8 protein-coding genes and 1 pseudogene are annotated in these 12,980 nt (G+C 59.4%); 7 read left to right on the top strand and 2 right to left on the bottom strand.

Features of this window, described 5'->3' with window-relative positions; all coding sequences use genetic code 11:
- The first annotated feature begins 237 nt into the window (after positions 1 to 237).
- Both AC1Q8Q_RS09810 and AC1Q8Q_RS09805 read left to right on the top strand, forming a co-directional pair.
- A complete protein-coding gene (locus AC1Q8Q_RS09810; RefSeq protein ID WP_020797942.1) occupies positions 238 to 1,689 on the top strand; it encodes an alanine/glycine:cation symporter family protein in 1,452 nt (483 codons plus the stop codon).
- A 139-nt stretch (positions 1,690 to 1,828) separates the two neighbouring features.
- The gene (locus tag AC1Q8Q_RS09805) at positions 1,829 to 2,833 is read left to right on the top strand and encodes an asparaginase (RefSeq protein ID WP_020797943.1); all 1,005 of its coding nucleotides are present in this window, start codon (positions 1,829 to 1,831) and stop codon (positions 2,831 to 2,833) included.
- Between the two features lie 87 nt (positions 2,834 to 2,920).
- On the opposite strand, the gene AC1Q8Q_RS09800 is transcribed toward AC1Q8Q_RS09805, so the two are convergent.
- Entirely contained in the window at positions 2,921 to 5,785 is a 2,865-nt protein-coding gene (locus AC1Q8Q_RS09800; protein WP_492615003.1) for an EAL domain-containing protein, read from the bottom strand.
- 257 nt (positions 5,786 to 6,042) lie between these two features.
- On the opposite strand from AC1Q8Q_RS09800, the gene uvrD reads away from it, so the two are divergent.
- From uvrD to AC1Q8Q_RS09780, 4 genes and pseudogenes are all read left to right on the top strand, one after another.
- Positions 6,043 to 8,226, top strand: a complete 2,184-nt coding sequence (gene uvrD / locus AC1Q8Q_RS09795; RefSeq protein WP_168757005.1) for a DNA helicase II — start codon at positions 6,043 to 6,045, stop codon at positions 8,224 to 8,226.
- Between the two features lie 233 nt (positions 8,227 to 8,459).
- Positions 8,460 to 8,797: pseudogene (locus AC1Q8Q_RS09790) on the top strand (EamA family transporter).
- Positions 8,798 to 8,976: 179 nt separating this feature from the next.
- A complete protein-coding gene (locus AC1Q8Q_RS09785; protein ID WP_033038818.1) occupies positions 8,977 to 9,855 on the top strand; it encodes a Tim44 domain-containing protein in 879 nt (292 codons plus the stop codon).
- 138 nt (positions 9,856 to 9,993) lie between these two features.
- Positions 9,994 to 10,401: an SMI1/KNR4 family protein gene (locus AC1Q8Q_RS09780; RefSeq protein ID WP_168757008.1), complete on the top strand. Its 408-nt coding sequence runs from the start codon at positions 9,994 to 9,996 to the stop codon at positions 10,399 to 10,401.
- Positions 10,402 to 10,424: 23 nt separating this feature from the next.
- Here the strand turns inward: AC1Q8Q_RS09780 and AC1Q8Q_RS09775 are convergent, their stop codons facing one another.
- Positions 10,425 to 12,188, bottom strand: coding sequence for a cation:proton antiporter (locus AC1Q8Q_RS09775; RefSeq protein WP_020797949.1), 1,764 nt, complete (start codon positions 12,186 to 12,188; stop codon positions 10,425 to 10,427).
- Between the two features lie 286 nt (positions 12,189 to 12,474).
- On the opposite strand from AC1Q8Q_RS09775, the gene AC1Q8Q_RS09770 reads away from it, so the two are divergent.
- A complete protein-coding gene (locus AC1Q8Q_RS09770) occupies positions 12,475 to 12,957 on the top strand; it encodes an acyl-CoA thioesterase (protein ID WP_041073853.1) in 483 nt (160 codons plus the stop codon).
- The last annotated feature ends 23 nt before the right edge of the window (positions 12,958 to 12,980 follow it).

Genomic DNA, 12,980 nt, shown 5'->3' with positions numbered 1-12,980 from the left:
CTTGCACCACAACCGTGCAGACGGACGGCACTGTCATCGGTATAGTGCCGCCCCTCTTCGCGTGAGCGGTCGTCGGTAGCGAGGCCACAACCCATGCGAAACCCGAACTAACAACAAACCCGCGATATGAATCCGGGACGAACTTCGCCTGATCCGTTATGCCGTGCGCGAACGGATGTAACACGATGTTTCTTCCTGGCCAGCATCTGCCTACACAAAAAACAGCGAGGAATAACCATGCTCGAAGTCATTAACGACTTCCTCTCAGGGAAAGTACTGATCGTGCTCATTGTCGGGCTCGGTAGCTACTTCACGATCCGCTCGCGTTTCGTTCAATTGCGTCACTTCTTCCACATGTTCGCGGTGTTCCGGGACAGCCTCAAAAGCAGCGCTGGGCAACTCAGCTCGTTCCAGGCCCTGATGCTCAGCCTTGCCGGTCGTGTCGGCGCAGGCAACATCGCCGGTGTCGGTATTGCCGTGACACTGGGCGGCCCCGGTGCCGTGTTCTGGATGTGGGTGACCGCACTGGTCGGCATGTCCAGCAGCTTCTTTGAATGCTCCCTCGGCCAACTCTACAAACGCACCGATGCCGACGGCACCTTCCGTGGCGGTCCGTCCTATTACATCCAGCACGGCCTGCAGAAGCGCTGGTTGGGAATGATCATGGCGTTCCTGCTGCTGATTACCTTCGGCTTCGCCTTCAACGGTTTGCAATCCCATGCCGTGACCCACTCGCTGAACAACGCTTTCGGCCTCGATACCACCTGGACCGGCCTTGGCCTTGCCGTACTGCTGGGCCTGGTGTTCATCGGCGGGATCAAGCGCATCGCCAAGGTCGCCGACCTGCTGGTGCCAGTGAAAACCCTGGTGTACATCGGCGTGACCATCTACGTGATCGTGCTGCAGTTCGATCAGGTACCGGGCATGCTGATGACCATCGTTAAAAGCGCCTTCGGCCTTGACCAGGCATTTGGCGGCCTGATCGGCAGCGCGATTATCATGGGCGTTAAACGTGGCGTATTCGCCAACGAAGCGGGCCTGGGCAGTGCGCCGAACGTGGCCGCGGTGGCCTCGGTCGAGCACCCCGTCGCCCAAGGCGTGGTTCAAGCGTTCAGTGTGTTCCTCGACACCTTCGTGATCTGCACCTGCACGGCCCTGCTGATCCTGCTCTCGGGCTTCTACACCCCGGGCTTCGAAGGCGACGGTATTGCCCTGACCCAGAACTCCCTGGCTGCCGTGGTCGGTGACTGGGGCCGGATGTTCATTTCCGTGGCGCTGGCGTTGTTCGTGTTCACCTCGATCCTCTACAACTACTATCTGGGTGAGAGCAACCTGCGCTTTTTGATCGGTGAAAACCGCAAGGCACTGATGGGCTACCGTGCGCTGGTTCTGGTGCTGATCTTCTGGGGCGCCATCGAAAACCTCGGGACCGTGTTCGCCTTTGCCGACATCACCATGACGATGCTCGCGTTCGTCAACCTGATCGCGCTGTTCCTGCTGTTCAAGGTCGGCATGCGCATCCTGCGCGACTACGATGACCAGCGTGCAGCCGGGATCAAGACGCCGGTGTTCGATTCGAGCAAGTTCCCGGACCTGGATCTGGATCGCCAGGCCTGGCCAGCCAATCCGCCTACAGTCACCACCAAGGCCGAAGCCGTGCCGCAAGGCGTGCCCGCAGCGCAACGCTGATCGGTTAAAGTGCGAAATCCCTTGTGAGAGCGGGCTTGCTCGCGAAAGCGGTGTATCAGACAACACTAATGTCGCCTGACACTCCCTCTTCGCGAGCAAGCCCGCTCCCACAGGACATCATCGTTCTCGGAGCAGCTCCATGAATTCCTCGACCTACCCTGCCGCCCAGCACGTCATGGTGCTCTACACGGGCGGCACCATCGGCATGCAAGCCAGTGCCCACGGCCTGGCGCCGGCGTCCGGTTTCGAAGCGCGGATGCGTGAGTACCTGCACAGCCAGCCTGATCTCGTGGTACCGCAATGGCGCTTTCGCGAAATGTCGCCGCTGATCGACAGCGCCAACATGACCCCGGCGTATTGGCAGCAATTGCGTGAAGCAGTGGTCGATGCCGTGGACGTGCAAGGTTGCGACAGCGTGCTGATCCTGCACGGCACCGACACCCTCGCCTACAGCGCCGCCGCCATGAGCTTTCAATTGCTCGGCCTGCACGCACGCGTTTGCTTTACCGGCTCGATGTTGCCGGCCGGCGTGACCGACAGCGATGCCTGGGAAAACCTCGGCGGCGCCCTGGTTGCATTGGGCCAGGGCCTGGCTCCGGGTGTGCACTTGTACTTCCACGGTGAATTGCTGGACCCAACCCATTGCGCGAAAGTGCGCAGTTTCGGCCGTCATCCGTTCAAGCGACTGGAACGTCAGGGTGGTGGTGCGAAAGCGTCTTCGATTCCGGCGCAACTGCATTACAACCAAGCCCGGCAACAGGCGAACGTTGCAGTGTTACCGCTGTTTCCCGGCATCGGCGCCGAAATACTCGATGGCCTGATCGACAGCGGTATTCAGGGCCTGGTGCTGGAATGCTACGGCAGCGGTACCGGGCCGAGCGACAATCCCGGGTTCCTCGCCAGCCTGGAACGGGCGCGGGACGCGGGCGTCGTGGTGGTGGCAGTCACGCAGTGCCACGAAGGTGGCGTAGAACTGGACGTGTATGAGGCGGGCAGTCGTTTGCGGGTGGCCGGTGTGCTTTCAGGTGGCGGCATGACCCGTGAAGCGGCGTTCGGCAAGCTGCATGGCTTGCTGGGGGCAGGACTTGAACCTGCGGAGGTCCGGCGGCTAATTGAACTGGACTTGTGTGGGGAGCTGGCCTGATACATCGAAGCTTACCCATCAGCCTGTTTCCCACGCTTTAAAACTTTCCGCCAGACACATCAGGTGTCTGGCGGAAAACCTCGTCGATCAACTTACACCTTGTACTTGAAGCAACCGTGCCAGGGCCTCGGCCTCAACCGGCCGGCTGATCAGATAGCCTTGCACTTCATCACAATGTTCGGCTTTCAAAAATTCAAGCTGCTCCAGCCGTTCCACGCCTTCAGCCACCACTTTCAATTTCAAGCCGTGCGCCATCGCAATGATTGCCCGAGTGATCGCCGCGTCTGCCGTACCCTCTCCCAGGCCCCGGATAAACGCCTGATCGATCTTCACGTAATCCACCGGGATGCGCTTGAGGTAGCTCAGCGACGAATACCCGGTGCCGAAATCGTCGATCGCCAGCGTAACGCCCAAATCACGCAGTTGCTGGAACGTCGCGATAATGTGCTCGACGCTGTCGAGTAACTGGCTCTCGGTCAGTTCTAGCTCCAGGTAATGCGGCGCCAACCCGGTTTCTTCCAGGACCTGACGCACCAGGCTTACCAGTTTGCCCTGACGCAATTGGTGCACCGACAGATTGACCGACACCCGAATTCCCTCAAGCCCCAGGCGCTGCCACTCGCAGGCTTGCCAGCAGGCCTGGCGCAAGACGAACTCGCCGATTGGGCCGATCAAACCGGTCTCCTCCGCCAAGCCAATGAAATCCCCCGGCGGCACACGTCCCATGGTCGGGTGGTCCCAACGCACCAAGGCCTCGGCAGCATTGAGCTTGCCCGTGGCGAGGCACAGCTTCGGTTGGTAAAACACCTTCAGTTGCTTATCTTCGACCGCTTTGCGCAGATGATTTTCCAGCTGCAGGCGCTCAAGGGTGCTGGCTTGCAAGCTATCGGTGTAGAACTGGAAATTGTTACCCCCCAAATGCTTGGCGTGCTGCATAGCCATGTTCGACTGACTGACCAATGCGGATACTTCCCGAGCGTTGTCTGGCAACAGGCTGATACCCATGGATGCGCTGACCACCAGCTCATGACCGTCGACGGTCACCGGCACACGCAATTTGGCCGACAAGCGAGTCGCCACTCGCGCCAGACTGGAGAGGTTGCCGTAGGCATTGAACAGGACAGCGAATTCATCGCCGGACAAGCGTGCGATGGTGTCTGCCTCGGGCAATGCGTTGACCATGCGCCGGGCCATTTTCTGCAATAGCTGATCGGCCACCTCATGACCCAGGCTGTCGTTGAGCTGCTTGAAGCGATCCAGATTGATGTGCAACAAAGCCAGGCTGCGATAACCGCCCTGGCGTACCCGCTGATGTGCTTCGCTGAGTCGTTCGCGGAACATCGAGCGATTGGCCAGCCCCGTGAGTTCGTCGTGATGGGTCAGGTAGCGCATGCGCTCCTCGGATTCTCGCCTTGCCGAGAGATCCGCGAAGAAGCCCACGATATGACTGACATTTCCCCGAGCATCGCGTACGGCGGTCAATTGCAGCCATTGCGGATACATCTCGCCACTCTTGCGGGTTTCCACCAGCTCACCCTGCCAATTGCCGTGCTGCTCCAGGGTTAGATGGATCGCACCGTAATGCCGGCGCGCATCGCGACTGCAGGGCAACTCGACCACGTTGCGTCCAAGAACCTCCTCGATTTCATAGCCAGTGACCCGGCTGAAGGCTTGGTTGACCGCGATCACGGCATAATTCGGATCGAAAATCACAATGCCTTCGCTGGCGGCCTCGAACACGGTCGCCGCCAGTTGCAGTTGCTCTTCCTGGACCTTGCTGACACTGATATCGCGCCGCGTGCCCACCATGCGAATCACCCGGCCGTTGGCGGCACGTTCCACCGCCCGTCCGCGGTCCTCGATCCACACCCAATGGCCATCGCCATGCCGCACGCGGTACTCGATCTGGTAATCCTCGGTGCGCCCCTTCAAATGCTCGACCAACGCCTTTTTCAGTGCAGGAAGGTCGTCGGGATGCAAGCGCGGTTTGAGGTGGCGCAATAATGCCGTCACCTGGTCCGGCTCCAGGCCGAACAATTCCTGGATCTGCGTGTGATGGACTTCATCGGTTTGCAGGTTCCAGTCCCACAACCCCAGTTCGCTGGCCTTCAGTGCCAGTGCCAGGCGCGCCTCACTCTTGCTCAGCGCCTGGTTGGCCGCGTCCAGCTCCAGACTGCGCTGGGCGACACGGTTTTCCAGGTCGACCTGGATTTCGCGTAATTCGTCTTCGGCACGCCGACGCTGATCGATTTCCCTGGCCAGCTTTTGATTGAGCTGATCGCTGCAGTTCTGCGCCTGCTGCAGATTCTCGATCAGCGCCTGATTCTGGAAGCGTCGCAACAGGCCCCGATCGATCAGCCGGTTCACTTGCCAGGCAACCACACTCAGCGCACCCAGCAAAATCAAGCCGAACCAGCCCCAACCGTGCTCATCCCCACCCCAGAACATATAGGCAATGGCCGGCAACAGGCAGGGTAAGGTGAAGGACAGGAACGCCGGCAAACTCACCGCATAGGCCACGCTGGCCGACAGCGCCGCGGCGCCGATCAGGCCAAAGACCCAGGCTTGTTGAATGAAGTTATCGGCAGGAACCAGAGCAATACCGGCGCCAGCCAGGGTCAGGCCCGTGAGACCCGAGCCCAGTAAAAACATGCGCCGCCAGATCGGATGAGCCTGGCGGTTGGGAATCGCCGAATCGAAGGCCGCCACCTGGATCACCCGCAATGCCACCAGCGACAGCAACCACACCAGCCAGACACTGACCAGGAAGTAGCGCTGCGGACTCCAGAGCAATCCGGCGCAGACCAGGCCATTGATCAACATGAACAGCGTGGGCAGCAAGGACCCCTGATACAACAGACGCGTGCGTTCGACCGCCATTTCCATGGCGTATTGTTTACGAATAACCCTGGGCTCCACAGTAGGGCCCGACAGGTCGAAGCTGAGGGTCATAGGCAGTGTTCTTGTTCTTATAATGATGAGCATGTGCCCGAAACGTCGACGGAGCATACACAAGCCAATGCCCGGACCAAACTGCTCCCGATCAAAAAACAGACCAAAGTATCAGCCGCCAGCGGTGGCAAAATGCCGCCAAACAGGCACGGCAAACGATTGCAGCCGATGACTGACCGGTCGTCCCTTGCGTAACTTTCATCGGCTAAAACGAAGCGGGGTTTGCCCGGGGTGACGCGGCCCCCTAGAATGGCCCGATGCGCGATGATCTCTCCCTTCTGCTGAACTCTCTCAACGATGCCCAACGCCAGGCCGTAGCTGCCTCCGTGGGTCGTCAGTTGGTCCTGGCCGGTGCTGGTTCCGGTAAAACCCGAGTGCTGGTGCACCGTATCGCCTGGTTGATCCAGGTCGAAAACGCCTCGCCCCACTCCATCCTGTCGGTGACCTTCACCAACAAGGCTGCTGCCGAGATGCGCCATCGCATCGAGCAGCTGATGGGTATCAACCCGGCCGGCATGTGGGTCGGCACCTTCCACGGCCTGGCGCACCGCTTGCTGCGGGCGCACTGGCAGGAAGCCGGCCTGAGCCAGACCTTCCAGATTCTCGACAGCGACGACCAGCAACGCCTGGTCAAGCGGGTGATCCGCGAGCTCGGCCTGGACGAACAGCGCTGGCCCGCCCGTCAGGCCCAATGGTTCATCAACGGGCAGAAAGACGAAGGTCTGCGCCCGCAACACATTCAAGCCAGCGGCGACCTGTTCCTGGCGACCATGCGCAGCATTTATGAGGCCTACGAGGCCGCGTGCCTGCGCGCCGGTGTCATCGACTTCTCCGAATTGCTGCTGCGCGCCCTCGACCTGTGGCGCGATCACCCTGGCTTGCTGGCGCACTATCAGAAGCGCTTCCGGCACATTCTGGTGGACGAGTTCCAGGACACCAACGCCGTGCAGTACGCCTGGTTGCGCCTGCTGGCCAAAGGTGGCGACAGTCTGATGGTGGTCGGCGACGACGACCAGTCGATCTATGGCTGGCGTGGCGCGAAAATCGAGAACATCTACCAGTACTCCGAAGACTTCCCGGACGCCGAAACCATTCGCCTGGAGCAGAATTACCGTTCCACCGCAGGCATCCTCAAGGCCGCCAACGCCTTGATCGCCAACAATACCGGGCGCTTGGGCAAAGAGTTGTGGACCGACGGCGGCGACGGCGAAGCGATCAACCTGTACGCCGCGTTCAACGAACACGACGAAGCTCGCTACGTTGTCGAAACCATCGAAAGTGCGCTGAAAACCGGCTTGGCTCGCAGCGATATCGCGATTCTGTACCGTTCCAACGCCCAATCGCGCGTGTTGGAAGAAGCCTTGCTGCGCGAGCGCATTCCCTACCGCATCTACGGCGGCCAGCGCTTCTTCGAACGTGCTGAAATCAAGAACGCCATGGCCTACCTGCGATTGCTCGAAGGCCGTGGCAACGATGCCGCGCTGGAACGGGTGATCAACGTGCCAGCCCGGGGCATCGGCGAGAAAACCGTCGAAGCGATCCGCGACCACGCCCGCCACAGTGATGTGTCGATGTGGGAAGCGATGCGCCAGCTGGTGGCCAATAAAGGCGTTACCGGCCGCGCAGCCGGCGCGCTGAGCGCGTTTGTCGAGTTGATCGAGAACCTTGCCGCCAAGTGCATGGAAATGCCGTTGCACCTGATGACCCAGACCGTCATCGAACAGTCGGGGCTGATCGCCTATCACGAAGCGGAAAAAGGCGAGAAGGGCCAGGCCAGGGTAGAAAACCTTGAGGAATTGGTCAGCGCGGCGCGCAACTTCGAAAACAGCGAAGAGGACGAGGACCTGACGCCACTGGCAGCCTTCCTCGGTCACGCCTCGCTGGAAGCCGGCGATACCCAGGCCGACGAACACGAAGACAGCATTCAATTGATGACCCTGCACAGCGCCAAGGGCCTGGAATTTCCCTATGTGTTCCTGGTGGGCATGGAAGAAGGCCTGTTCCCGCACAAGATGAGCCTGGAAGAGCCCGGCCGTCTTGAGGAAGAACGTCGCCTGGCCTATGTCGGCATCACTCGGGCCATGCAGAACCTGGTGATGACCTATGCCGAAACCCGACGCCTCTACGGCAGCGAGACCTACAACAAGGTTTCGCGGTTCGTACGCGAAGTGCCCAAGGGCCTGATTCAGGAAGTACGGCTTTCCAACAGCGTCAGCCGGCCGTACGGCGGCAATCAGTCGATGAGTGGCAGCAATCTGTTCAGCGGCAGCGAGATTCCGCAGACCGGCTTCAGCCTGGGCCAGACTGTACGCCACTCGATCTTCGGTGACGGCGTGATCCTCAACTTCGAAGGCGCCGGAGCGGCGGCTCGGGTACAGGTTAACTTCAGCGAAGGCAGCAAGTGGCTGATGCTGGGGTATGCCAAGCTGGAAGCTATTTAAGGTCACACTGACTGTTTTTCTGTGGGAGAGAGCCTTGTGGCGAGGGGATTTATCCCCGTCGGGTCGCGAAGCGGCCCCTAATAATGGGACTGCTGCGCAGTCCAGCGGGGATAAATCCCCTCGCCACAAGGCTCGCTCCCAAAGGTTGATTAGCCCCAAAGGAAAAAGTCATGGGCTCAGGCTTCTTTTCTTCCTGGACATTTTGGGCCCCGCTATAGGCAACAATCGCGGCAATGACCGCCATTTTCGCGAAGATCGGCTCGAAAACGTCAATCCAGACTTCGCCACCCTATTGCGAACCGTGGTGGTACTGGTCAGCCTGGCCTTGATTTTATACGCCACGGGCCAATATCAGTCTTTAGGAACGATCTCTACCAGGAGCTACGCGTTCCTGTTGTTGTCTGGCCTTGCCACCGGTGCGTCGTGGATTTGCTGTTTCCGTGCACTCAAGGTCGGCCCGGTAGCCGTGCTCGGTGTGGTCCTGCTGGGCGAGAAGCTTGATCTGCGCCAACAATGGAGTGGGGTCGGCCTGATCACGGCGGGCGTCATCATGCTCGCGCTGCGACGATAGACATCCTTCTTACAGAACTTATCCACTTTTCCTACAGACCAAAGTTAACAAGCCCTATTGCACTGACTGAAGCTGAATGCAACCTGTCAGGCAAAAGCTCGAAACACTCTGCCGCTAGCCAGTAACACTTCAGCTGTGCAACATGGCGCGCGTGCCTTCCACAAATGGGAATTCCCTTTATGAAACGTTTTCTTAGCATCGCCATGGCGTTGTGCATCGGCTTGACGATGAGCCTCGACGCCAATGCCGCCAAGCGCTTTGGTGGTGGCAAAAGCGCAGGCGCTGCGCCGACACACCAGACCAGCCAGATGGCTCCTTCTTCTCCAGGCATGGGCGGCGCTGCAGCGACCGCTGGTGCAGCCGGTGCCGCTGGCGCCGCAGCCAAGGCCGGTGGCGCTTCGCGCTGGCTCGGCCCTCTGGCCGGCATCGCCGCTGGTGGCCTGCTGGCATCCATGTTCATGGGCGACGGTTTCCAGGGCATGCAGATCCTCGACATCCTGATCATGGCGGTCATCGCGTTCCTGGTCTTCCGCTTCATTGCCGCTCGTCGTCGCAAGCAGCAGCCGCAAATGGCTCCGGCAGGCTACGCGCCGATGCAGCGTGAGGCGTTCGAGCAGAAGCCTGCTGGCGGTTCGATCTTCGGTGGCGCGGCAGCACCGGTTGCCGCTCGTCCGGTAATCAACGCTCCGGCCTGGTTCAACGAACACAACTTCATCGAAGCTGCGCGCAATCACTTCCAGTCCCTGCAGCAACACTGGGACGCGAACGAAATGGACAAGATCGCCGAGTTCGTGACCCCGCAAATGCTGGAGTTCCTCAAGCGCGAACGTGCTGACCTGGGTGACGGCTTCCAGTCCACCTACATTGATAACCTGAATGTGCAATTGGACGGCGTAGAAGATCGTGCCGACAAGACCATCGCCACCCTGACCTTCAGCGGCGTGTCGAAGACCTCGCGGTTCGACCAGGGCGAAGTGTTCAGCGAAAGCTGGAACATGGAACGTGCACAAGGCGAAAACCAGCCTTGGCTGGTGGCTGGTATCCGTCAGAACGGCTGATTCCCCTCCGCGCTTCACTTGTTGTAATAAAAACCCCAGCCTCGGCTGGGGTTTTCTATTTCGCGGTTGCATCTATAGCGAGCTACTGTATAAACCGCCCCATATAAACCGCGCCATACAAGCAAGAGGATCCCGGACGTGGAAGAAATCATCGAACAACTGCGTGAAGCCAACGAACCGGTACCGGTCCCCTTGGAGTTGCCCGACGAAGATCTGCTGGTGGAAATCGAAGAACAACTGTTCATCGACATTCCGTTCGTCTTCAGGGAGTTCCTGCTGACCGTCAGCGACGTGGTCTATGGCAGCCTGGAGCCCGTCACCGTCACGGACCCGCAATCCCACACTTACCTGCCGGACGTTGCCGCCAACGCCTGGGATGCAGGCGTCGATCGCAGCCTGATCCCGATCTGCCAGGACGGCGACAACTACTACTGCGTCGAAGAAGACGGCACCGTAGTGCTTTGGCAGGCCGAAGAAGAGCTGATCGCCGAAGAAACCTGGGAATCGGTATGGCACTGGGCGCGGGACGTCTGGCTGGAAAGCTGAGCCGTTCGACGCCCCTCACATGATCAATGCCCCGGCGAATCCTTGTGGTTTTCCAGGGTATCGAGCAAGGCTACCTGCATCCGTGTGTGCACTCGGATGAACCAGCGCCAGAGCAACGCCGCTACGGCGGCCGCGACCACGGCGATCAGGACCAGTAACTTGTTGGTCGGCAGAATACTGGCCGACAAGGCTGCCAGCAGCAGGAAAATCACCAGCAGCGAGAGGATCGGGATCACTTCGGATATCACCCGGCGCACTCGCTGCGTGTGACGACCCGCCATCTCCGGTTTGACACCCATTTCCGCCAGCAACATCGACAACGCCTTGAGCTTGCGATACGCGGCAATCAGGAAAGGCAGCGACAGCAGCAGCGCCCCACCCCAGATCAGAGCTTTCTGCCAGCTCGAGTCGCTGATCCAGTCTTGCAGATAGGTAGACATGCCTTCGGCAAAGTAAGCACCGGCGAAGAAGATCGCAATCACCAATGCCAGATTGACCCCCACCTGCAGCAAAATCCGCCGAATCATCGAAGCCAGCAACGCACCCTCGCCCTGCGGTTGAATACTGCGCAGCCATTCGCCATACATCCCCAACACCCGAGCCAGCCGTTGCGGCATCACCGCGGCCAGCTTGATCGACAGCGGGTCGGCCGCGCGGATCAGATAGGGCGTCATTAGCGTGGTGAGCACCGAGACCGCCACGGCCACCGGGTAAAGGAAGTTACTGGTGACCTGCAGGGTCATGCCCAGCGATGCAATGATGAAAGAGAATTCGCCAATCTGCGACAGCCCCATCCCGACGCGAAGCGAAGTTCGTCCGTCATTGCCGGCGATGAAGGCGCCAAGGCCGCAGGACAGCATCTTGCCGAGCACCACCGCCACGGTGATCACCGCAATTGGCCAGGCGTATTGCAGCAAAATCATCGGGTCGAGCATCAACCCGATCGCCACGAAGAAGATCGCGCTGAACAAATCGCGAACCGGTTCGATCAAGCGCTCAATTTTCAGCAACTGACGAGACTCAGCCATGATCGCGCCAATCAGGAACGCACCGAGCACCATGCTGTACTCAAGCTTGACCACCAGCAGGCAGAAGCCAAAACACAGGCCCAGCACGGTGATCAGCAGCATTTCGTTGCTCTCGAACTTGGCCACGTACGCCAGCAAGCGCGGCACCAGCAAAATGCCAATGACTAGCGCGACGATCATGAACAGCGAAAGCTTGCCGACAGTGGAGAACACTTCGCCCGAACTGACCGTGCCGCTGACCGCGATACTGGACAGCAAGGCGATGATGCCGATACCGAGGATGTCTTCGACGATCAGTACGCCGAAAATCAACTGCGCAAAGCGCTGGTTTTTCATCTTCAGGTCATTGAGTGCCTTGACGATGATGGTGGTCGAGGAAATGGCCAGGATCGCCCCGAGAAATAGCGAGTCCATTGTGTTCCAATCGAACCAGCGGCCGATTTCGTAGCCGATCCAGATCATCAGAACGATTTCCAGGAACGCCGCGATAAACGCCGTGGCACCGACCTTGAACAGCTTGCGCAGGCTGAACTCCAGGCCCAGGCAGAACATCAGGAAAATCACCCCCAGCTCCGCCAGGGTCTTGATGGTTTCTTCATCATGGATCAGGCCGAACGGTGGAGTGTGCGGGCCAATAATGAAGCCGGCCACAATGTAGCCCAGCACCACCGGTTGCTTGAACCGATGGAACAGTACGGTCACCACGCCCGCAACCAACATGATCACTGCCAGATCCTGAATAAAACTGATGGCATGCATCGCGTGGGCTCCTTGGGTGCATTGGCTTAATCATCGGACGCGGCTAAGCGTCCGATTCGAGCAGCGTAAAATTCTGCTTTGCGTGTAGGACTTTTCCCTTGGTCCGGGCTTTTGCAGGGTAACACCGCGACTTCCGGCGAAAAGGCGGTGCAATATATGGAAACAGATCGATCAGGCGTGACGGCGGCCGCCCGCGCGGCGTCCCGATATCTGTTGGTTTGAAAAAACCGCTGAAGCGCCCGCAGAGGTGCGTCCCTCAAACCTTGCCTTGACCCGTGAGAACGCTATGGAACCCGGAAACGCCCAGCTGTCGATGACAGTATTGATGACCCCCGACATGGCCAATTTCTCTGGCAATGTTCATGGTGGCACCCTGCTCAAATACCTCGACGAAGTGGCCTACGCCTGCGCCAGCCGCTATGCCGGCCGCTATGTGGTGACCTTGTCGGTAGACCAGGTGATTTTCCGCGAGCCGATCCATGTCGGTGAACTGGTGACCTTCCTGGCGTCGGTCAATTACACCGGCAACACCTCCATGGAGGTGGGCATCAAGGTGGTGACCGAGAATATCCGTGAGCGCTCGGTACGCCATACCAACAGCTGCTTCTTCACCATGGTCGCCGTGGATGACCAGCGCAAGCCCGCCCCGGTGCCGCCACTGCAACCTCAAAACAGTGAAGACAAGCGCCGTTATATGCAGGCCCAGCAACGTCGTCAGATTCGTCAGGAGCTGGAAAAGCGTTATCAGGAAATCAAGGGCGACGCTTGAAGCAAAAGATCGCAGCCTCTGTA

The sequence above is a fragment of the Pseudomonas sp. GW823-FHT06B06 genome, from assembly GCF_058795195.1.
Note: the sequence above shows the minus strand (reverse complement) of the source record. Positions and strands in the feature narration are given on the sequence as shown.

Bases quoted from the DNA above. Each gene is read 5' to 3' on its own strand.
- AC1Q8Q_RS09770 (WP_041073853.1), top strand. From the start codon at position 12,475: ATGGAACCCGGAAACGCCCAGCTGTCGATGACAGTATTGATGACCCCC.
- AC1Q8Q_RS09810 (WP_020797942.1), top strand. From the start codon at position 238: ATGCTCGAAGTCATTAACGACTTCCTCTCAGGGAAAGTACTGATCGTG.
- AC1Q8Q_RS09800 (WP_492615003.1), bottom strand. From the start codon at position 5,785: ATGACCCTCAGCTTCGACCTGTCGGGCCCTACTGTGGAGCCCAGGGTT.
- AC1Q8Q_RS09775 (WP_020797949.1), bottom strand. From the start codon at position 12,188: ATGCATGCCATCAGTTTTATTCAGGATCTGGCAGTGATCATGTTGGTT.
- AC1Q8Q_RS09805 (WP_020797943.1), top strand. From the start codon at position 1,829: ATGAATTCCTCGACCTACCCTGCCGCCCAGCACGTCATGGTGCTCTAC.
- AC1Q8Q_RS09785 (WP_033038818.1), top strand. From the start codon at position 8,977: ATGAAACGTTTTCTTAGCATCGCCATGGCGTTGTGCATCGGCTTGACG.
- uvrD (WP_168757005.1), top strand. From the start codon at position 6,043: ATGCGCGATGATCTCTCCCTTCTGCTGAACTCTCTCAACGATGCCCAA.